The 21,868-nt window shown below is 46.9% G+C and carries 18 protein-coding genes and 8 tRNA genes; 9 read left to right on the forward strand and 17 right to left on the reverse strand.

Annotation, left to right across the window (positions count from 1 at the left end):
- Positions 1-54: 54 nt before the first annotated feature.
- Both GA693_RS08035 and GA693_RS08040 read right to left on the reverse strand, forming a co-directional pair.
- Positions 55-234, reverse strand: coding sequence for a hypothetical protein (locus GA693_RS08035; RefSeq protein ID WP_225876368.1), 180 nt, complete (start codon positions 232-234; stop codon positions 55-57).
- 269 nt (positions 235-503) lie between these two features.
- Positions 504-1,535, reverse strand: coding sequence for a patatin-like phospholipase family protein (locus GA693_RS08040; protein ID WP_160241107.1), 1,032 nt, complete (start codon positions 1,533-1,535; stop codon positions 504-506).
- 129 nt (positions 1,536-1,664) lie between these two features.
- Between GA693_RS08040 and chrA the strand changes: the two genes are divergently transcribed.
- On the forward strand, positions 1,665-2,864 hold the full coding sequence (chrA, locus tag GA693_RS08045; RefSeq protein ID WP_160241106.1) for a chromate efflux transporter: 1,200 nt from the start codon (positions 1,665-1,667) through the stop codon (positions 2,862-2,864).
- 64 nt (positions 2,865-2,928) lie between these two features.
- Here chrA and GA693_RS08050 read toward each other — a convergent pair whose 3' ends face one another.
- The 3 genes from GA693_RS08050 to GA693_RS08060 form a co-directional block, all read right to left on the reverse strand.
- On the reverse strand, positions 2,929-4,404 hold the full coding sequence (locus tag GA693_RS08050; protein ID WP_160241105.1) for an alanine/glycine:cation symporter family protein: 1,476 nt from the start codon (positions 4,402-4,404) through the stop codon (positions 2,929-2,931).
- 74 nt (positions 4,405-4,478) lie between these two features.
- A complete protein-coding gene (gene gltS / locus GA693_RS08055) occupies positions 4,479-5,717 on the reverse strand; it encodes a sodium/glutamate symporter (protein WP_104505555.1) in 1,239 nt (412 codons plus the stop codon).
- A 598-nt stretch (positions 5,718-6,315) separates the two neighbouring features.
- Positions 6,316-7,617 carry a DcaP family trimeric outer membrane transporter gene (locus tag GA693_RS08060; protein WP_160241104.1) on the reverse strand — a complete coding sequence of 434 codons (1,302 nt, stop codon included), beginning with the start codon at positions 7,615-7,617 and terminating at the stop codon, positions 6,316-6,318.
- Positions 7,618-8,001: 384 nt separating this feature from the next.
- Here GA693_RS08060 and GA693_RS08065 point away from each other — a divergent pair, with 384 nt between their 5' ends.
- A complete protein-coding gene (locus tag GA693_RS08065) occupies positions 8,002-8,706 on the forward strand; it encodes a nitroreductase (RefSeq protein WP_104471189.1) in 705 nt (234 codons plus the stop codon).
- Positions 8,707-8,799: 93 nt separating this feature from the next.
- Here GA693_RS08065 and GA693_RS08070 read toward each other — a convergent pair whose 3' ends face one another.
- Positions 8,800-10,020: a multidrug effflux MFS transporter gene (locus GA693_RS08070; RefSeq protein WP_160241103.1), complete on the reverse strand. Its 1,221-nt coding sequence runs from the start codon at positions 10,018-10,020 to the stop codon at positions 8,800-8,802.
- Between the two features lie 135 nt (positions 10,021-10,155).
- Here GA693_RS08070 and yccS point away from each other — a divergent pair, with 135 nt between their 5' ends.
- The 4 genes from yccS to GA693_RS08090 all read left to right on the forward strand — a co-directional run bounded on the left by yccS (position 10,156) and on the right by GA693_RS08090 (position 16,651).
- On the forward strand, positions 10,156-12,330 hold the full coding sequence (gene yccS / locus GA693_RS08075) for a YccS family putative transporter (RefSeq protein WP_104488698.1): 2,175 nt from the start codon (positions 10,156-10,158) through the stop codon (positions 12,328-12,330).
- Positions 12,331-12,414: 84 nt separating this feature from the next.
- Entirely contained in the window at positions 12,415-12,975 is a 561-nt protein-coding gene (locus tag GA693_RS08080) for a YcxB family protein (protein WP_005179510.1), read from the forward strand.
- A gap of 166 nt (positions 12,976-13,141) precedes the next feature.
- Positions 13,142-15,742, forward strand: a complete 2,601-nt coding sequence (locus tag GA693_RS08085) for a PepSY domain-containing protein (protein ID WP_160241102.1) — start codon at positions 13,142-13,144, stop codon at positions 15,740-15,742.
- Positions 15,743-15,856: 114 nt separating this feature from the next.
- A complete protein-coding gene (locus tag GA693_RS08090; protein ID WP_160241101.1) occupies positions 15,857-16,651 on the forward strand; it encodes a YdcF family protein in 795 nt (264 codons plus the stop codon).
- Positions 16,652-16,664: 13 nt separating this feature from the next.
- Here GA693_RS08090 and GA693_RS08095 read toward each other — a convergent pair whose 3' ends face one another.
- The 11 genes from GA693_RS08095 to GA693_RS08145 all read right to left on the reverse strand — a co-directional run bounded on the left by GA693_RS08095 (position 16,665) and on the right by GA693_RS08145 (position 19,334).
- The gene (locus GA693_RS08095; RefSeq protein ID WP_005179520.1) at positions 16,665-17,126 is read right to left on the reverse strand and encodes a DUF2750 domain-containing protein; all 462 of its coding nucleotides are present in this window, start codon (positions 17,124-17,126) and stop codon (positions 16,665-16,667) included.
- Between the two features lie 75 nt (positions 17,127-17,201).
- Positions 17,202-17,277 (reverse strand) — tRNA-Val (locus GA693_RS08100).
- 99 nt (positions 17,278-17,376) lie between these two features.
- Positions 17,377-17,453 (reverse strand) — tRNA-Asp (locus GA693_RS08105).
- Between the two features lie 51 nt (positions 17,454-17,504).
- Positions 17,505-17,580 (reverse strand) — tRNA-Val (locus GA693_RS08110).
- Positions 17,581-17,645: 65 nt separating this feature from the next.
- Positions 17,646-17,722: transfer RNA gene (locus GA693_RS08115), tRNA-Asp, on the reverse strand.
- A 15-nt stretch (positions 17,723-17,737) separates the two neighbouring features.
- Positions 17,738-17,813 (reverse strand) — tRNA-Val (locus GA693_RS08120).
- Positions 17,814-17,833: 20 nt separating this feature from the next.
- A tRNA-Asp gene (locus GA693_RS08125) sits at positions 17,834-17,910 on the reverse strand.
- A 51-nt stretch (positions 17,911-17,961) separates the two neighbouring features.
- Positions 17,962-18,038: transfer RNA gene (locus tag GA693_RS08130), tRNA-Asp, on the reverse strand.
- A 26-nt stretch (positions 18,039-18,064) separates the two neighbouring features.
- Positions 18,065-18,140, reverse strand: a tRNA-Val gene (locus GA693_RS08135).
- A 277-nt stretch (positions 18,141-18,417) separates the two neighbouring features.
- Positions 18,418-18,948, reverse strand: coding sequence for a cell wall-recycling L,D-carboxypeptidase ElsL (gene elsL, locus GA693_RS08140; RefSeq protein WP_104488696.1), 531 nt, complete (start codon positions 18,946-18,948; stop codon positions 18,418-18,420).
- Entirely contained in the window at positions 18,945-19,334 is a 390-nt protein-coding gene (locus GA693_RS08145) for a YbaN family protein (RefSeq protein WP_075167111.1), read from the reverse strand. The genes elsL and GA693_RS08145 overlap by 4 nt, the downstream gene beginning before the upstream one ends.
- Before the next feature lie 90 nt (positions 19,335-19,424).
- Here GA693_RS08145 and GA693_RS08150 point away from each other — a divergent pair, with 90 nt between their 5' ends.
- From GA693_RS08150 to dapE, 3 genes are all read left to right on the forward strand, one after another.
- On the forward strand, positions 19,425-20,327 hold the full coding sequence (locus GA693_RS08150) for a DUF1853 family protein (RefSeq protein ID WP_160241100.1): 903 nt from the start codon (positions 19,425-19,427) through the stop codon (positions 20,325-20,327).
- A gap of 100 nt (positions 20,328-20,427) precedes the next feature.
- On the forward strand, positions 20,428-20,574 hold the full coding sequence (locus GA693_RS08155; protein ID WP_005179532.1) for an entericidin A/B family lipoprotein: 147 nt from the start codon (positions 20,428-20,430) through the stop codon (positions 20,572-20,574).
- Positions 20,575-20,700: 126 nt separating this feature from the next.
- Positions 20,701-21,834, forward strand: coding sequence for a succinyl-diaminopimelate desuccinylase (gene dapE, locus GA693_RS08160; RefSeq protein WP_005179534.1), 1,134 nt, complete (start codon positions 20,701-20,703; stop codon positions 21,832-21,834).
- The last annotated feature ends 34 nt before the right edge of the window (positions 21,835-21,868 follow it).

Raw genomic sequence — 21,868 nt, forward strand, 5'->3', positions numbered from 1 at the left:
TCCATTCGGGCAGATGAGTTCAGCCCAAAATTGGACTTTTTACTGCCTGAGCTTTTAAGCCGGGTTGATATGACGCAACATTTCCGGCGACACGTGACCATAATTTAAAACATTTTGTACATCGAGCTGGGCTTCAATTTCATAGGAACCATCGGCATTAATTTTTTTAATGGTAAAAATAATTTGTTCCATGTTGGCCAGTTGTACAGATTGTCCAATGTGTAATTGCTTCATGCTCATGCCCTGCTCAGTTTTAGCTTCTAAGATAAATCGTTATATTCTGATGCGGCCAGTATAAGAGCTTTATTAACAACAGGTAAACTTAAATAGCTGAATTAAAATACACTTACATATAAACTTTAAATATTAATCACAACCTTTTGAGCATGAAGCGAAATACCTTTATTGAATAACATCAGGCAATTAACGCCAAAAGCAAATTTCAATATGAGCATTCTTGCCATTTTTATTCGACTTAAGTTATAAAAAAAACCGGCAGCATTCTAGCGCCACGAATGTATCTCAACAGTATTTTGTTGCAGGTTATAGGTTTGAATCCGGTGACCATCGGCATAGCCTTTATGCTGATAGACCTGCGAAATCTGCCCCAGCTTGCCATAGGCGGCGACCACACCGGCCTGCATGGTGGCTTCACGACCCTGCACATCAAAAATATGTGCTTTTTCGCGTAAATCTGGCTGAATCACAATATCGGCATGTTTCAGCTCTTCCTGAGCCAGATGCTTCTGCATGATATTAATATTCTGGTTAAACAGCCCCCAGACATGGGTGGTTTCGGTATACATCGGCTGGGCCAGAATATCGACCGCAATCACAATGTCCGCACCCAGTTCGCGGGCCACATTTACCGGCACCGGACTGACCAGTCCACCATCGACATATTCGGCATCGGCAATTCGGGTCGGAATAAACATGCTTGGAATGGACACCGAAGCCCGTACTGCCTGTCCGGTATTGCCGGCATTAAATACCACTTTCTTGCCCTGTTTTAATTCAGTGGCCACCACATACATCGGAATTGGCAGCTGCTCTAACGGCAACTGGTTGACCTGCGTATTGACATAGTTCTCGACTTTTTTGCCATCGAAGAAGCCTTTCATATCCAGCTTGATGTCACGGACATCATTGGCCTTCATGTTCAGGGCAATCTGACGCAGCTCATGCGCGCTTTTGCCGCTGGCATAAATCGACCCGACAATACTGCCGGCACTGGTCCCGACGATAAAATCCGGACGGATGCCATTTTGTTCCAGCACTTCAATTACGCCAATATGGGCATAACCGCGCGCGCCGCCGCTGCCCAGCACCAAGGCAATGACCGGGTCCTGTCCGGTATATTGCGGCAACGTTTTAAAGTTCATGCGTGCGTTCTGCTGGCTGGCCTCTGCCATTGCCGGGGTTGCCATTAATTGGGAGGACACCCGCTGATGCTGTTCTGGCAGATGCTGACAGGCGCCTAAGGTCAGCATGACTGCCCCCATCACACTGATAAAGCCAAGATTTTTATTCAACATGGATTCCTCGATCTGAACTCGACAGGCCTGCTGTAGTCTAAGGAGATTTTCTGCAGTGCATTGTTTAAATTCGTTAAACTGTCATCTGCTCAGTTTAAACTTAAGTCGGGTTTTTTAAAATTCTAGCCAATGTCTTCTTTATCTTATTCACAGATTTTTCTGATTTTCTTTAAGCTGGGATGCTTATCTTTTGGGGGCCCAGCCGCGCATCTGGTGTTTTTTCACCAGACTTTTGTGCAGCGTTTGCACTGGCTCAAAGATGAAGACTATGCCCAGGTCGTCGCTTTAGCGCAACTGTTGCCCGGCCCGACCAGCAGTCAGGTTGGACTGGCCATTGGCTATTTAAAACGTGGCTATTTAGGCTCGGTGGTGGCCTGGCTGGGTTTTACCCTGCCCTCGGCCTTGCTGATGACCCTACTGGCCTTTATCGGTCAGCAGTTATTCCCGTGGATCAGTTCGGCGTATTTTCATGCCATTCAACTGATTGTACTGGCGGTGGTGTTCTGGGCCTTCTGGCAAATGCTGCAAAGCTTTTGCAAAAGCTGGTGGCAATACCTGCTGATGCTTGTGTCTGCGCTCATGATCTGGTTCCTGCCACTGTCATATAACCAGATTCTGGTGATTGTGCTGGCTGGTCTGGCCGGCATGTGGATTGCCAAAGCACAACCTCAAAGCGGCAGTCATACCACGCCGAGTTTTCAGCTGGAACAGCGCAGTTTCGGCTCGACTACACTCTGGCTAATCTTATTTATCTGTCCATTTCTGCTGCTCGGTGCGCTGAACTGGATCAATCCGAATCTGCTAACTGAAGGCTTTTTAGGCTTTTATCAGTCTGCTGCACTGGTCTTTGGTGGTGGGCATATTATTTTACCGCTGCTGCATCAGGACTTTGTCAGTACCGGCATGATCTCAGCCCAGCAGTTTGATTTAGGCTATGCCTTTGCCCAGCTCATGCCGGGTCCTTTATTCAGCTTTGCCAGCTATGTCGGCTATTTTCTGGATTTAACTGCCTATCCGGTGCTGAACGCGATTATTGCCACCATCGCCATTTTCCTGCCCTCGTTCTTTCTGATTTTTGCTACCCTGCCGCATTGGTCCTGGCTGATGCATCAGGACAAAATCAAACATGCGGTGATTGGTATTAATGCCGCGGTGGTGGGTTTATTGCTCGCGCTCATTGTTGATATGGGACAGGATTATTTAACATCGGTGCTGGATCTGGCTTTTGTAATGTTTGTGATTGTTTTACTGAAAAGCAAACTGCCGGTGTGGGTCAGCCTGATTGGTAGCTTTGGCGTGTATATGGGTTTGCTGTCTTTGCTGAGCTAACGCATCTAAAAGAATATTCTCTTGATAAAACAACAGCCTCATGATGAGGCTGTTGTTGTTTGCATTACCAGATATCGGAATTAACCCGGTCTTTAAATTTAGGATGATTGTCCAGTTTAAATTCCGGCTCTTTCACGCCACGCTTCAGCTGTGCTTTGAAGTCTTTTAGCAACATCAGCACAAATGGCGTCAGCAGTAAAATGGCAAACAGGTTGATGGTGGCCATCACGCCCATAAACAGATCGGCCATCGACCAGATCAGTGGTACAGTGGCAATCGCGCCGAAATACACCATAAACAGCACCAGCAGACGGAAAATCAGCATGATCTTGCGGTTGTTGTTAATGAACTGCACGTTACCTTCGGCATAGGCGTAGTTCCCAATAATCGACGAATAAGTAAACATAAACAGGATAATGGCCAGGAAGTCATCGCCCCAATGGCCAATCTGGCTTTCCAGCGCCATCTGGGTCAGGGTCACCCCTTCAAAACCGGCATTCTGATATAAACCGGAAGACAGGATGATAATTGCGGTACATGAACAGACAATAAAGGTGTCCACGAATACGCCCAGCATCTGTACCAGCCCCTGATTCACTGGATGTTTTACATCCGACACAGCAGCCGCGTTTGGTGCAGAACCCATCCCCGCTTCATTGGAGAACAGACCACGCTTGATGCCCATCATCATCGCCATCGACACCATCGCCCCAAAGAAACCACCGGCAGCGGCATCAAATTCAAAAGCCTTGCTGAAAATCAGGCGGAAAATATCCGGAATAATCGGCAGATTAATCACGGCGATATACAATGCCACCACCAGATACAGCAGCGCCATAATCGGGACAAATTTCTCTGCCACTTTGGCAATACGTTTAATCCCGCCAAAAATAATCATGGCGGTCATGACGACCAGAACCAGACCCAACCAGGACAGTTCAAAACTGAATGCACCCATTGGAACAGTCAGATTGGCCTGATTCCAGCCCCAGGCATGTGATGTGGCACTGATAATCGAGTTGGCCTGCACCGCGTTAAACACGAAACCGTAAGTTAAAATCAGGGCAACCGCAAATACTACACCCAGCCATTTCTGTTTCAGGCCTTGGGTAATGTAATAGGCCGGACCACCACGGAACTGATGGTTGCTGGTATCACGCACCTTAAATAGCTGCGCCAGTGAAGATTCGACAAAGGCCGAACTCATGCCTAAAAATGCGGTAAACCACATCCAGAACACCGCACCCGGACCACCAATCGCAATCGCAATCGCAACACCGGCAACGTTACCGACCCCGACCCGACTGGCCAAACCGGTCACAAGGGCCTGAAATGGGGTAATCCCATAACTGTCTTCGCCTTTTTTACGGCTCGACCTCATGGCTTTAATACTGTGCCAGAACAGGCGAATTTGTACAGCGCCGGTGATCAGGGTATAAAATATCCCGACACCAACCAGAAAGATCACCAGAAAATCCCACAGCGGGGTATTTAGAAGCGTCACCCAGGACATTAGGGTTTCATTTAATTGTTCATTCATTTTTTCGCACCCTTTGCTGATTGAGTCATCCTAAAAAGAAAAGCCTTTTAACAAGGCTTTTCCACTCAAATTACTTAAACAAAAAACTTAAGAATGACTTGAATGACAGTCGCATTAATCAAGTCGACAAAGAAAGCACCACACAGCGGTACAATCAGGAAGGCTTTATGAGAAGCACCGTACATATTGGTAACGGCCTGCATGTTGGCAACCGCAGTAGGTGTTGCACCCATACCAAAACCACAGTGACCCGCAGCCAGTACAGCAGCATCATAGTTTTTACCCATAACACGGAAGGTAATGAAGGCCGCATACAAGGCCATGGTGATGGTTTGCGCGCCTAGAATGACCATTAGCGGGCCCGCCAGATCTGCCAGTTGCCATAATTTCAATGACAGCAATGCCATCGCCAAATATAAAGACAATGAAGCGTTACCAAATACGTCAATCGCACGGTCAAAAATAGTGACTTTGAAAATACCTTCTAATACGTTACGCAGAATTACCCCACCAGCCAAAGCCCAGACGAAAGTTGGCAACTCAAACAGCGTACCTTTGGCATAACCAGTCATAAACTCGGCAAAGGCCAGACAGGCTGCAAATAAACCTAAAGTGGTAATGGCATTGTCTGCGGTAATTAAACGCACCTGATGCGGATATTCAAATGGTACAAACTCACCCGGTACCGGTTCAACTGGCGTATTGTCACGCTGTTCAATTTGCGCATCGGTACGTGGTGTAGCCAACTGATAACGGTTGATCAGCAGTTTGGCCAATGGCCCACCAATAATACCACCAATAATCAGACCGAAGGTCGCACTGGCCATCCCCAGAGCCAAAGCCCCCTGAATACCATGTTCAACCTCAAGGATTTCACCCCATGCACCCGCAGTCCCGTGACCACCGGTTAAGGTAATGGAACCGGCAATCATACCAATTAGCGGATCAATGCCCAATACTGTCGCCAGACTAATCCCGACAAAGTTTTGTACAATGATGAATAGTGAAATTGCGATCAGAAAGATCACCAGACCAATACCGCCTTCACGCAGTTTGGCAAAGTTGGCACTTAAACCGATGGAGGCAAAGAAAATCAGCATAAAACTGGTTTGTAGCGCACTACTGGTGGTAATGCTGTAGCCCCAGAAATTGTGCACGATTAAAGACACTACCGCAGCGACCAAACCGCCCGCGACAGGTTCCGGGATGTTGTAACGTCTTAGAAAATCAATATTGTTAACTAAAAAACGTCCCAAAAGGAGAACGATTACAGCCGCAATTAAGGTGTAAAACGCATTAAAAGTAAATTCCATGGCAATATCCATTTAATATGGTCAATGCTTATTGTTTTCCGGTTCTGATTATTTAAACCTGATGATATAAGCACCTTTTATGATAAGGCTGCTCTGTTTAATTTAAATAAACGGGAAAACTCTGCAATATAAATAATGTAAATCAGAAAAAGTTCTGAGTTGGCGAAGAAGCATCTGAGCTGGAGCGCAAGACTCAGCGTCGCTCCTCAAATTCATATCAACCGGCACTGCCTGAAAAAGAGGGAGTGAAAAATAAAATACAGACACTTCAGTGGCAGGGTAATGTCAGGCTGAAATCTCTGAATAGGCTTACTATAGAAAGATAATCTCATATAGGCTCCTAAACATAGAAAATGCATTGCTTCATGTAGCCAACAAATACATCTTAATTCATAGAAAAAGCTGAACAATACAGCTTAAAAAATCGCACATTATGCATCTTTTTCTCTAAAAATCTTTATTTTTTTAACGCTATTCGCTATTAGTCTAACTTATTGCTTTTAACTATAAATTTAAGCAACTGAATTTAAAATTGTTTTTTTAAAAATTGGTAAATAAAAAAAAGAGGTGGCAAGCCACCTCTTTTTTGGTTCAGCACTTAGAAGTTATAACGTGCCATTAAACCAAAACGGTTATCTTTAAACTTGTTACCTGCAAAGGTTTCACGCTCACCGTTGATATATTCAATACCCAAATCAACCGGTTTTACTGGCGAATAAATAAAGTTTAACCATGCTTGGTACACTTCTTCATTAGCACTTCTATTTAAGACTGCGTAGTCTGTGCCATCATCTGCAAAAATAGCACCATAGCCCAGTGTTGAACGCAAGTTTGGCGCAAACTTATAAGTCGCACCGACCTGGAAAGCAGTAAATTCGTTTTGTTCAATGTCACCATTCTCTGGATTAACATAGAATGCAGAGTTACTACCGTATAAATAATTGCTGTTGCCTTGAACATAAGAAACATCAGCCGATACTTTTAGCGGTTCTGCAACCTGATAATTCACACCTGCTGCTACACCCCAACCTGTTTTGTCATCACCTGATTCAGCCTTATAGTGTTCAACTAATGCACGTGCTGATGCGGCCCCCTTACCTTCGGCAAAACCTTGAGTCAATTTAGCGGTTAATACAGGTAAACGGTAAGTCACATCTGAACCAGCAGTTGCTAATTCATCGTCATCATTTAATTTAAGTGCCTGAGCAGAGCTATTCCCTTCTTCAGCAGAAACCAACAATTGAGTCGCCGGTGCCAGTTTGTGGCTATAACGCACTTGTGGAATACGGGTAGTACCGCCGCCGACGTTGGTACCAAAGTCAATCATTTCTGGTGCATGATTTGACAGGAAGTTAGAGGTGGTTTGACCCAATAACCAGTTGTCCAGCGTTAAGTATGCATGACGGATACGTAATGCATCGTTGGTTCCAGCAAAGTCAACTTCAATTTTACCGCCCACTTTACGGTCACCTACTGGTGAAGAGAAATCGAGACCTAAACGTGTAGTTTTTGGGGTTGCACGTAATTTGTCTTTAGCAGCACCTGTGCTGGTATGTACCGAGTTGAAGTCATTGTCTGCACCTTCAACAATATAGTTGGCATCCCCACGCACAAAACCGTACAGATTGACTTCAGCACCACCTTTCGACTTTAAGGAAAATGGTGAAGCCGATTTTGCTGCAGGTGCCGGTTGCGCCTGAACTTGCTGGATCTGGACTTGTTGCTGTTGCTGAGCCTGTTGCTGCTGTTGAATTAAAGCTTTGAGTGCTTGTACTTCCTGGCGTAATTCTTGAATTTGTTGTTGTTCAGTGCTTGCTGCCTGTACCGTAGAGGCCATTGCTGCTGTAATTGCGACCGCTAATGTTTTTGTGATAAGTGAAGTTTGGATTTTACGATCCATGAGTTTCTCCAGAGTAAAAAATAATGCTCATCCGTGCTCTTTTAAGACATTTTAAATACTGACTCAGATGGCAAGCATCCCTGATTTAAATGTCATTTAATCATCACACTTTTGCTATTTATCAAATAATTAAAAGTCTTATCGATAAAGAATTACACAAAACTGTAATCGTTTTATGCTTTCAATCTAACAATTAATTTATTTTATTAAAATCACTTTTAACGTATAAGGATAAAGGACTGATCAATTTTTCTAATTCTCATTTGCAAAAATATCGAATTATCATGGTTTTATTAAAAAGTAAAAGCTGCCTACCCGGTTAAATATTAGACTATTGTATATAGCAACAGTTGATTAGAACATAAACATTTTAAGGGATTTTTCATGGATAAAGGACAAGTACAACTGGTCGATCAGGCCATTAGCTCGCGTCATTCGGTGCGCGCCTTTTTAGATCGGCCGGTCGATCCGCAAATGATTAAAGATATTCTAAGCGTGGCCAGCCGCGCACCATCCGGCACCAATATTCAGCCGTGGAAGGTGTATGTAGTGACCGGTCAAAAGCGTCAGGAACTCATTGATCGGGTCTGTCAGGCACAAACTGAACTGTATTTGCATCCTGAACGTGCGGCCGATTATCAGGCCACCTTTTCCTATTATCCGGAACAATGGTTCTCGCCGTTTATTGAGCGGCGCCGTGAAAATGGCTGGGGACTGTATGGCCTGCTCAATATTGAAAAAGGCGAAAAACAGAAGATGGCCGCGCAGCATCTGCGTAATTTTCAGCTGTTTGATGCACCGGTAGGCCTGTTTTTCACCCTGCATCGTGACCTGGAAATTGGTTCGAAAATGGATCTTTCCATGATGATGCAAAACGTGATGATTGCCGCCAAGGCACGCGGGCTGGACACCTGTCCACAAGCGGCCTGGAATAGTTTTCATCGTATTGTGTTAGAGGTCTTAAACGCCCCGGCCGATGAAGAACTGGTCTGTGGTATGGCCCTGGGGTATGCCGATCCTGAGCATATTGTAAATAGCTTTATTACCCCACGGGTACCGGTCGAAGAATTTGCCGTATTTGTAGAATAATTGTTTAGCTCTGGCCCTCACGCTGCAACAGCTTAAAGAGCAAAGAAGAAACCGCCCGGGTTTCTTGTTTTTTATTTTAAAGATGGATCGGGTTTAGGCGGTTTTTAATTTCCGCTCCCGATGCATGATGTACATCGCACTCACTCCAATCAGAATAAACAGCAACATCACACTGCCCATATTTAATAAAGCATCCCAGATCAGCACATTCAGCATTAAGCCGCCAATTAAACCGCAGCTAAATTGCATACTGCCCATAATCGCGCTGGCTGTACCGGCACGGGCACCCTGCTCCGACATTGCCAACGCCATGGCATTGGGGCCAGTAAAACCAATTCCGGCCACAGCTAAAAACAGCCCGGCAAAAACCACAACAATCGGCGCATGGCTCATCAGCCCGGCGATGACCAGAATTAGCGCGCCAGTGCCCTGCACCGTACCGCCTATTTTTAAACGGGTCATTAAAGAGCTGCTGGTTGCCAAATGCTTGTTTAAGGTCGAGGCCAGCATAATACCGACCGCATTGGCACCAAAAGCAATCGAAAACTGCTGCTGGTTCAGGCCATAACCATCCATCAGAACAGCGGCAGAACTGCTGATATAACAGAACATCGCCCCACCGGTAAAACAGCCGGCAATCATCGGTAAATAAAAACTGCGGTCTTTAAAAATGGCCAGATATAAGGTCAGCACCTGATAGAAATTCAATTTCAGACGGCGCTCTGGCGGCAAGGTTTCCTGAAAGAAAAAATGAACACATAACCAGCAGACTAAACTCATGATGGCCAGACAGACAAAAATCGCCTGCCAGTCAAAAAAGCTCAGGACGATGGCCCCCAGACCCGGCGCAATAATGGGCGCAATTGCGGTCACAATCATCATGCTGGAAAAAGCCTGCGCGGAGGCCTGCATATCCAGCCGGTCACGAATTGCCGCACGGGCAATTACCACCCCGACACAGCCCCCTAAGGCCTGCAACACCCGCGCTGCAATCAGGCTCCATTCATCTTGGGCATAAACACAGAGCAGACTGGCCAGAAAATACAGTCCCAGACCAAAATACAGTGGGGTTTTACGGCCAATCCGGTCACTCAAAGGGCCATAAATTAACTGTCCAATCGCCAGCCCCAGAAAATAAGCCGGCAGACTGTTGGCCACCATTTGCGTGCTGACGCCAAAATCATCTGCCATTTGAGGCAAGGCCGGCAGATACATATCTATTGATAGCGGACCAAGCGAGGTCAGCAAAGCCAGCAGTAAAATCCAGGAAGATGGATACTGCTGCGGGCTTGCACTGGCATGGGAATCGGACATATTCATATTTCTTTTTTAAATGACTGATTTAAAGACAAAGTACACAGTCCATAGTATTATTTCAGGGTACTGAAAGTGAAGTTTCACATAATTGCTGCCCGCTGCATAGCATCTGGCTTCGTTTAAGGAACAGTCTTGAAATCCTGGCTCACACGTCTCAAACACTTTGCCTACAACACGGCCTTTATCTATAACATCCGGATGATGATCGCCTTTGCCGGCACCGCCTTTGTTCCTTATCTGCTCGGCTATCAGCTGGCCACCATTCCGCTAACCTTGGGCGTGGTCGCAGCCGGTTTAAGCGATATTGATGACCGCTTCTCTTTAAGAATCCTGAACCAGACTTATACCTATATCGGCTTTTTTATTACCGCCGCCTCCATTCAGCTGCTGTTTCCACATCCGGTGCTGTTTGCCATTGGCCTGATTATCTCCTGTATCGGCCTGATTCTGCTTGGTTCTCTGGGCCGGCGTTATGCCACCATTGCCTATGGCTGTCTGGTGATTTCGGTTTATGCCATGCTCGGCGTGGACCTGTTTGAAGACTGGTACACCCAGCCAGCCTTGCTGGTGGTTGGTGCAGTCTGGTACGGGCTGATTTCCACCATCAGCTTTTTACTGTTTCCGGTACGGCAGCTACAAGACAAACTTTCGCAAAGCTATGCCTCGTTAGGCGATTTCCTGTTTGGCAAATCCAATCTGTTTGATGTCGATATGACACCCGGCAGCTATCAGCAAAGCCTGATTGACCTGTCAATGGAAAATGGCAAGCTGATTGGCCTGTTTAATGAACTGAAAACCGCGCTACTGACCCGTTTAAAAGGTGACCGTGGCCAGAAAGATACCCGCCGCAGCCTGCAGTATTATTTTATTGCCCAAGATATTCATGAACGCGCCGACTCCGCGCATATTGACTATCAGAAACTGGCCAAAATTTTTGAACACAGCGACATCCTGTTCCGTTTCCAGCGCATTCTGGCGATTCAGGGCAAAGCCTGTAAAGATTTAAGCGAAAGCATCCTGAAGCGTGAACCCTATATTCACAGCAAACGCTTTAAACATGCTTTTGAAAACCTGAAACATTCGCTGCAAAAGCTGCGCAGCGAACAGCAGTATGATCAGGTCTGGGTCAATGCCCTGTTTGCCCTGTATCAGAATCTTAAATCCATTGACGCGCAGTTACGCAACCTGGAAACCGAGCGTTATATCAAGCTGGATAAAACCAAACATATTGAAAACCAGCTTAAAGATGATGACCTGAAAGGCTGGGATGATATGGTCATCCGGATCAAGCAGCATTTAACTCCGGAATCGGTGCTGTTCCGGCATGCCATTCGATTATCGGCGGTGCTGCTGATTGGCTATATTTTTGTCCAGGTTACCAATATTGAATACGGCTACTGGATTTTACTGACCGCGCTGTTTGTGACCCAACCCAACTTTAACGCCACCAAACGCCGCTTACGCCTGCGGATTGTCGGTACGCTGGTCGGGATTCTGGTCGGTTATAGCATCTTATATTTTATTCCATCGGTCGAAGGTCAGCTGTTGCTGCTGGTAGTCAGCGGAATTCTGTTCTTTGAATTACGCAGTAAGCAGTATGCCCAGGCCACCGCCTTTATTACCATTCTGGCACTGATTAACTTTAACCTCGATGGTATGGGCTTTGCCGCCGCCCTGCCGCGTATGATTGATACTTTAATTGGCTGTGCACTGGCCTGGTTTGGCGTCAGCTTTATTTTCCCGGACTGGAAATTCCGCCGTTTGCCGCGCACCATCCGTCGTGCCTTAAATGCGCAGTGTGATTATCTGACCGAAGTGGTTGAACAATACAAAACCGGGCGCAATAACGGCCTGACCTATCGCGTGGTACGCCGTGCAGCGCATAATACCGATGCCGAGTTAGCTTCGCTCATTTCTACCTTGGCCACTGAGCCGGATTTTGATGCCTCGCAAAAAGCTCAAGCCTTTGAACTGCTGTGCCTGAATCATACCTTTATCAGCTATATTGCCGCGCTGGGCGCACACCGGGAAAAAATTGAAGATCCGGAGATCTTAACCCTGCTGGATAAAGCGCTGGAAGATATTCGCGGTGCCTTGCTGAACGATGAAGTACCCGATCTGTCTTCGCAAAATATGCTGCATACCATCCGGCAGCGTTTAAGCCAAAATCATCAGGAAGATCAACAGGGATTGATTATTTTGCAGCAGTTATCGCTGATGCTGACCATCCTGCATCAACTGAGTCAGCTAAAACAGAGCTTAAGCCATGACCGTGATCAGGATGCCACCGAACTGGCCTCGTTATAATTCGGATGATTTTGCAACAATAGACTCCTGAAATGCTGTAATTAATGCTAAACTTTTCTGAGTTTGAAATTTGTTAGTTCCACTATGACCGCGAAAAATTTATACGCTTATACTTTACAGCCTGTGAACTACGACATTAGCGAAGCCGAGCAACGTCATGCCCAGCTTTTAATTTGGCGTAGCACCAACAAAATTGGCACCAAAGCCTGGGCGATCATGGGCATTATTACGGCCCTGTCTATTCTGGGGATTATCCTGATCAAGAACTATTCCACCATTTTCTGCTGGGTGGCTCTGGTCTGTGTAGTGCTGTACTTCCTGATCCGTAAATTCGGTCTGGAATGGTATGCCAAACGTAAAATGAACGAATTTCCGGTACAGGAAATTAAAGGCATCCGTCTAGGCGTACAACCGCACGGCATCATCATGCGTCAGCAAATGGGCCTGCAAGAAGGCATGGGCGCGATTAGCTGGAAAGATATTTATGAATGGTATTCTACCCCGGATTTCATTCTGGTGAACTTTACCGTCAAAGGTCAGCAAGGCGCTTATATCTTGCCAAAACGTCTGGATTCTAAAAACTTTTCTTTTAAAACCATTCGTAAGCACCTGCTTGAATCTGTAGGTGAGCCAAAACAGCTTTAAGCCTGTAAGCTCAAAAAAACCTCCACCCTGCTGGAGGTTTTTTTATCCGGTTTGTACCAATCTAAATGATAATGAGAATAAATATTATATTCAAACTCTATTCCATCTCGCTATTCTTCAGTTATAATTTCGCCCATTGTTCTCTTCACACTGCTGCTGTATTGCTATGCTTAAAAAAATATTTTTCCAGCTGCACTGGTTCCTTGGAATTAGTGCGGGCCTGATTCTCGCACTGATGGGTGTTACCGGTGCGATTTATTCCTATGAACAACAAATTCTAAAATGGATGAATCCGGACAGTTATACCGTGCAGGTCGAAAACCGGGCCAAGCTCACCCCGGCGGAAATCTATCAGCATTTTCAGCTGACTCAACCTGAAACCAAAATTAATAGCATTACTATCGCCTCCGATCCGGCAGCATCTTCGAGTGTCAATATTGCCAAAGAAGGCGCACGTCGCGGCCAGAATGTGCTGATTAACCCCTACAGCGCAGAAGTGTTACCCGAGATTAAAGGCCGTGAATTTTTCCAGTTTATCCAGCAGTTACACCGTAACCTGACCGTTGGCCCGGTCGGAAAGCAGATTACCGGCGCCTGTGCCTTGATGCTGATTTTCTTTGTCTTGAGTGGTCTGTATCTACGCTGGCCGAAAAAGCATTCGGTAAAACAGTGGTTCTTTGTGAAGCCGAAACTTAAAGGCCGGAACTTCATCTGGGATTTACACGCCGTTGTCGGCACCTGGGTGGTGATTTTCTACCTGATTCTGGCCTGTACCGGTCTGTACTGGTCCTATGACTGGTGGCGTAATGGCATGTTCAAGGTGCTGGGCGTAGAGCGTCCACAACCGCAAATGCAGGCCAATGCCGCGCCGCAAGGTCAGCGTGGTGCGCCGCAAGGCCGTGAACGTGGCGAAGGTGCTGCGCGTGAAGGTCGTGGTGAGCGTGCAGAAGGACTGGATTCGCTGCAAATGCAGGCGGTATTGAACCAAACCTGGATTGGCGTACAGGCACAACTGGGACGTGACTACTCAACCATGACCCTGAACCTGCCCAAACAGGCCAATGGTGAAGTCAGCCTGAACTTTGTCGATGCAGTACCGCAGCATGAACGTGCCCGCAATAGTGCAACCTATAACTATCAGACGGCCAGCCTCACCGACATCAGCCTGTATGAAGATAAAAAACTCAATGAAAAAATCATGAGCAGCATGTTACCGGTTCACCGTGGCAGCTTCTTTGGTCCGGTGTACCAGTTCTTTGCCATGGTCGCTTCCCTGCTGATGCCGCTGTTCTTTGTCACCGGCTGGATGCTGTATCTGAAACGTCGCAAGCAGAAGAAACTGACCCAGGCAGTACGGAATAGCGCAAGCGCCGTCACGGTTGATCCAAATGCCAAACCGTGGCTGATTGCCTACGCCACCCAAACCGGCGTGGCTGAACAGCTGGCCTGGCGTACTGCGACCAGTTTGCAGGAAGCGCGTCAACCAGTGACCGTGAAACCGGTACAGCAATTGAGTCTGGAAGATCTGCAATCGGTAGAACAGGTGCTGTTTGTAGCCAGTACCTATGGTACCGGTGAAGCACCTGATTTAGCCTCCAGCTTTGACAAGAAAATCCTGAGCAGCTCGGCCAATTTACAGCATCTTCGTTATGCGGTACTGGCGCTGGGCTCCAGGGAATATCTGGACAGCTACTGCAGCTTTGGTCATAAAATTGATCAGTGGTTACAACGCAATCAGGCGCAGCCTCTGTTTGCCACCATTGAAGTGGATAATGCCAGCAATGAAGATATCCAGCGCTGGAATGCGGCACTGGCCCAAACCACCCAGCTTGAATTGCAAGGCATGGACATTCACAAGACCTTTGACAGCTGGATTCTGAAACAGCGTGATCTGCTCAATCCGAACAGTCTGGGGGCACCGGCCTATAATATCGAACTGGCACCGCAACACGAAGCGCACTGGGAAGCCGGTGATATTGCCGAAATCCAGCCGGGGAACAGTCCTGATCGTCTGGCAGCCTTTATGCAACAGCATCAGATTCAGCCGGGTACCCTGCTAGATTCGACCGGTGAACCGATTGAACAGGCGCTCTGGGACAAAGATCTGACGGTTGAAATCGAGCCGTTTGCCAATCTGGAACATTTACTGGAACAGTTACCGACCCTGCCTGCACGTGAATATTCGATTGCCAGCATTCCATCGCAGCAGATTTTGCGTCTGGTGGTCCGCCAGCAATCCGATGCCCAAGGTCAACTGGGTCTTGGTTCGGGCTGGCTCACCCAACATGCGCCGCTACAGAGCAGTATTGCCCTGCGCATTCGCACCAATGAATCGTTCCACCTGATTGATGACAACCGTCCAATCATCTGTATTGGTAACGGGACTGGTATTGCCGGGCTAATGAGTCTATTACAGGCGCGCATCCGTCATGACTACACCCAGAACTGGCTGATTTTCGGTGAACGTCAGCGCGCACATGACTTTTTCTATGAAAATATTGTGTCTGCATGGCAAAGCACCGGCATGTTGCAGCGTCTGGATGTGGTCTTCTCGCGTGATCAGGAACAGAAAGTCTATGTACACCATAAATTGCGTGAACAGGCCAAAGAACTGCAACGCTGGATTGAGCAAGGTGCCGTGATTTATGTCTGCGGCAGTATTGATGGCATGGCCAGCGATGTTGACCAGACCCTGATTGAACTGCTTGGTGAAGCTACGGTGGATCAGTTACGCAGTGAAGGCCGTTACCGCCGTGATGTCTACTAAGTTTTGCTAACTTGCTGAAAACTAAAACTGAAAAAACCGGACTTGATGTCCGGTTTTTTCATCTTGATCTTTTATAATCTGTAGATACATCACGCTATTTATGATTATTCCGCCATGCAGAGTCACAGCCACGCCCCACTGAAACGTATCTTTAGCCTGATGGCTGCAGTTCTACTGCTGGCCAATGGTTTGTGGTTGCTCAGCCTGAACAGCTTTCACTTTGGTACCCTGCTGCCGATGCTGCTCGGTGCAGCACTGTTCATTTATGCCTTGTGTTATGTTCCGCTACAGCGCTGGATTCGACAGCGCCCGATCTATCAACAAGGCTGGCGTTTAGTATGGGGTGCTTTCTGGGTCTGGCTACTCAGTGTGGTACTGTTCTTTGGCTACTTACACTGGCAAAGCCTGCATAGCCAGCCCAATCCGAATACGCAGGCGATTCTGATTTTAGGCGGGGGAATCCAGCACAACCAGCCAACGCCAACCTTGGCCAAACGCCTGGATGCCGGGGCCGCGTTAGCCAAGCAGCTGCCGCAGATTCCAATTATCGTCAGTGGTGGCGCCGCTTTTGGGAATCAGTGGACCGAAGCCGAAGTGATGGCGCACTATTTAACAGAGCAGCATCATCTTCCGAAAACACGAATTCTATTGGAAGCACGCAGTACCAGTACCGCTCTGAATTTCCACAATTCCAAGGCCTTGCTGGTACAACACGATATTCAGCTCAGTGATCCGATTGCCGTGGTGACCAGTGATTTTCATTTACCGCGTGCGCTGGCCATTGCCCGCAAACAGGGCTATCAGCAGCCCTTGCCCTATAGCGCTCCTACACCACTCTATATTCGCTATAACTCCTGGTTACGCGAATATTTTGCTTATGTAAGTGGTTGGCTACTCAATGAATATTAATACCCAATAAATCTTAATTAAGGCGAATGGAACGTGGCGAAGGCAGTTGCAGGTTTTTATAGACCTCAGGTTTTTGCAAATAAATCTGGTAAAGATAGTTTTTAATATCCAGCAGCAGCTTTTCCGGTGCTACCAGCACATTCTGCCCTTCAGGACTAAGATTCATCGACACCAGTGTGCTTTCCTGCCTTAAAAATGGCAGGACTTTTTCAATAAAATCTTTAAAGCTGACTTCCTGAATATCGTAATTTTCCCAGTTGTCTTTGACCAGCAGTTTGGCCAGACTTTTATTTTGCCAGACCGCAAAAGCGCGCTGTCCGGTGGGTGTGGCACATAAGGCCCAGCCGTCATGATACAGCGCAAACACTTGTCCCTGGCTGACCATGATTTCAATAAACTGTTTGTAAATATCTTGAACGTTATAGCTTGAAGTTTGAGATTTAGACGCGGCCTTGCGTTGATATGGATTGCGCATAGATCATCCAGTCCATTTTATTGTTTTATAATGCTGGGATTCTATGGAATATTTAAGATTTAGGCAAGAAAGATATGGTGGGCGCTGACGGGATCGAACCGCCGACATTCTGCTTGTAAGGCAGACGCTCTACCAACTGAGCTAAGCGCCCTGAAGAGTAAAAAATAATATATTATTTTTTACAACGCAAGACCAACGAAGTGTGTAGTCTTGGTAATTGATCACATTTTTCACATCAGGGCATGAAAAATGGCGCAGCGGACGGGGCTCGAACCCGCGACCCCCGGCGTGACAGGCCGGTATTCTAACCAACTGAACTACCGCTGCAACGGTAATTGCGTAAGCAATTAAGGTCTTTTAAGCTTTACAGCTTGAATATGGTGGGCGCTGACGGGATCGAACCGCCGACATTCTGCTTGTAAGGCAGACGCTCTACCAACTGAGCTAAGCGCCCTGATTAAGATTGTCAATCTTGAGTCCACTATAAGCTCAGGAAACTTATAGGGCTATTCTTTGAGATGGCGCAGCGGACGGGGCTCGAACCCGCGACCCCCGGCGTGACAGGCCGGTATTCTAACCAACTGAACTACCGCTGCATCGCAAAAGAATCATGGTGGGCGCTGACGGGATCGAACCGCCGACATTCTGCTTGTAAGGCAGACGCTCTACCAACTGAGCTAAGCGCCCTCAAAAGCGTTTTATGTAAATGGCGCAGCGGACGGGGCTCGAACCCGCGACCCCCGGCGTGACAGGCCGGTATTCTAACCAACTGAACTACCGCTGCACTTACACAAAGTCACTATTGTGGTTCAAACGAATATTAAAGAAGCTTAAGTGGCGCAGCGGACGGGGCTCGAACCCGCGACCCCCGGCGTGACAGGCCGGTATTCTAACCAACTGAACTACCGCTGCACGTAAGAATCTTTAACGTAAAGGCTTGGTGGGCGCTGACGGGATCGAACCGCCGACATTCTGCTTGTAAGGCAGACGCTCTACCAACTGAGCTAAGCGCCCTTAACGTCTTCATCGTTTGTGAGGTGCATTATAGAGAATCTTTACCGCCTGTCAAACGCTTTTCTGCCAGTTTTCACTTTTTTATGACTGAGTGATTAAAAAATAAGTGATTCACTAGAAAAACAAACAAATTCTGTATGTTATTTGACTTTATTCAAAAAATTTTATTTTTAGCCCACTAGGGAATAGAAGAAATTTCTTGCAATTACCCCCCTGCTCGCCTGCACATTTTTATTTTTTCCCTGTGAAAAATGCCAGTAAAATTCAGGCTTAAGTCTTATGGCTGTGGTTCAATGGCCAAGGGGCTAAAATCCAGCCGCTTTTCAGACAAATACACCAATGCCTGTTCTGGAATCAGCTCGAACAGCTCGATAATGTCGCGATTGCGCATCCGGATACAGCCATGTGACTTGGGAATGCCCATCGGTTCGGTATCTGGCGTGCCATGCAAATAAATATAACGTTTAAAGGTGTCACAGCCAGCGCCCTGGTTAAAACCATCCTCCAGCCCTGATAGCCATAAAATACGGGACAAAATCCAGTCACGTTCAGGAAACTGTTCGGCCAGCTCATCATCATAAATTTCACCCGTTGGCTGACGGGCAATAAACACGGTATTTTCCGGCGCATCTGCACCAAACTTGAGGGCCACCTGATGCCAGCCACGTGGGGTTTTGCCACTATTTTCTGCTTCACCAATGCCCTTTTCACCGGTAGACACCACATACAGTTTATTGTGTTTTGGTAGATATAAGGTCTGCTCAGATAAATCAACCAGAATATCCGCAGCATGTAGAGGGTAGATCATTCTTGCTTTACCTTTGGTGGAGTGACAACAACAGGTTCAGGGCGTAGCCATAACCAGATTGCCACCACAAACATGGTCAGGTTGGTAAAAATTTTGACTGCCAGCGGAGCCGTGGTAAATAACATGATGCAGGCACTGATCAGCATCATGATGGTGGCAAACCATTTGGCTTTACGCGGTACGGTGCCATTGGCACGCCAGTCTCTTAAGGTCTGGCCATATTTGGGATGGTTCAACAACCAGGCATCCATTTGCGGCCAGCCTTTGGATGCAGCCCAGGCCGCTAAAATCAGAAAGACTGTTGTTGGCATACCGGGCAACACTGCACCAATGAAGCCGAGGATGACAAAAATCACCACCAAACTTCGCCAAAACAATACTCTCATACCGCAACCCTACCCGTCGAATTGCGCTAGTATAAAGCGTTTTTAAACTTTTCTTCGTTGTAATTCTGCTGTTTAACCATGGATTTACTGATGTCGCCTAACACCTTTACTGATATTTCTGCTGAACCCTGGTTAAATTTCCGCAATCCGCTGGTGCGGCAACTGGCCTTTAGCGTGGCCAGTCCCAACATTTTACAGCAGCTGCCACCAGCACTGGAGCAGCGTTATGGCTTTGATTTTCATCCTACAGATTGCTGGTTGCAGCACTTTGATCATTATCAAAGCCGGCTGAAGCATTTAGACCAGCATCCGGCTGCACTGGAAGATTTTTTAAGCCAGCTCAAAAGTACCCGGCTAGGGCTGCGGTTTGAAATGCTGCTCTGGTTCTGGCTGACCGAGCGTGACTATCATCCTTATGAATTGCTCGGACATAGCATTCAGATAATTGATGGACCACGCACCACGGGCGAACTCGATTTTCTGCTGCTAAACCATGACCACCAGCAAGTTGAACATTGGGAAGTGGCGCTCAAATATTATCTGGCCGAACGTGATTTGAGTCTGCCCTACTGGTATGGGCTGAACCGCAGCGACACCTTATTACGCAAGTTAACCCACTTTACCCAAAAGCAGTTTCAGTTTCAGCAGGCCCAAGGTCATCCCATTCAACAGCGCTTTGCCGTGTTAAAAGGCCAGCTGTATCTGCCTGAACATGCTACTGCACAGGCTCTTCCTGACTGGGTCAATCCCGAGCGCAGAATTGGCACCTGGGGCCAGCATTTGCCGAAAAATCATCAGGATTTTTACCGACTGCAACGGCATGAATGGATTTGCCCACATGCCAGTCCAAGCAGTTCAGCCAACGCATTCTGGAGCAATGGCTTATATCTGAATCAGGAGCAGTCAGCATTTTATATGTATCGTAACCCGGTGCTGATGGATGCCTGTTATCAGCACTATTGGACTAAAAGCCTATCTTTGAACAACATTTAATTACTCAACCACAATCAAAGCACTATATTTTTTTGGCTGTATATTTCTTACTCTAATTTTCACATCAGAATAATTTATGCTTAATGATACGGAGATGATGATGAAAAAAATTCTAGCGACTTCATTACTAATGATGTTTGTTCTGACTGGTTGTAATACAGTAAAAGGTCTAGGTGAAGATGTCTCTTCAGCAGGTAATGCGGTAAGTAATACGGCTGAAAAAACTCAGGATGAAATCCGTCAATAATCAAATTTCAATGCAAATTCCCGGCAAAAACCTTATCTCCTGATAAGGTTTTTTTATATTAAAAACTCCCCTTCTCGGCATGATTCCCCTATTATAGGGGCAAATTTTTTGCATGATTCCAAAGCCATGAACCACTCAGATACGCTCGAGCTCAGCTTACAGTTATTACGTCAACCTTCCGTAACACCTGTTGATCATAACTGCCAAGACATCATGGCGGAACGCTTAAAAAAGATTGGCTTTAATATTGAATCAATGCGTTTTGAAGATGTCGATAATCTTTGGGCGCGTAAAGGCACAGAAGGCCCGGTGTTCTGTTTTGCCGGTCATACCGATGTGGTCCCTACCGGTAGTTTAGATGCCTGGCATTCTGACCCGTTTGCTCCAGAAATTCGTGATGGCAAGCTCTATGGCCGCGGTAGTGCCGATATGAAAACGGCATTGGCAGCCATGGTGGTGGCTTCAGAACGCTTTGTGGCCAAACATCCAGATCATAAAGGCTCAATTGCGTTCTTAATTACCTCAGATGAAGAAGGTCCATCCATTAACGGTACCGTAAAGGTGGTTGAAACCCTGGAAGCACGTAATGAAAAAATGGACTGGTGTCTGGTCGGTGAACCATCAAGCACCCATCGTCTGGGTGATATTGTCAAAAATGGCCGTCGTGGTTCATTAAATGCGGTATTAACCGTGAAAGGCAAACAGGGCCATGTGGCTTATCCACATCTGGCAATTAACCCGATTCATACTGCCTCTAAAGCGCTGGCTGAACTGTGCGAAACTGTTTGGGACAATGGCAACGAATACTTCCCGGCCACCTCTTTCCAGGTGTCGAATATTCAGGCCGGTACCGGTGCAACCAACGTGGTACCGGGCACCATGACCGTGACCTTTAACTTCCGTTACTCGACTGAAGTGACTGCTGAGCAGCTCAAAGCCCGGGTACTGGAAATTCTGGACCGTCATCAACTGAACTATGACATTCAATGGACACTGTCCGGTTTACCATTCCTGACCCCAGTCGGTGAACTGGTCAATGCCGCCAAAAATGCGATTCGCAATGTGACTGGTGTTGAGACTGAACTGTCTACTTCGGGCGGAACATCAGATGGCCGCTTTATCGCGCCAACCGGTGCACAAGTGCTGGAACTCGGTGTGCTGAACGCGACCATTCACCAGATCAATGAACACGTGAATATTGATGATTTAGAACCACTGGCTGAAATTTATGAGCAGATTCTTGAAGGCCTGCTGACTTAATTTTTTGCTGTTGCATAAAAAAGGAACTCCGCGG

Source organism: Acinetobacter indicus (assembly GCF_009914475.1).
In the GTDB taxonomy this organism is placed as follows: Bacteria; Pseudomonadota; Gammaproteobacteria; order Pseudomonadales; family Moraxellaceae; genus Acinetobacter; species Acinetobacter indicus.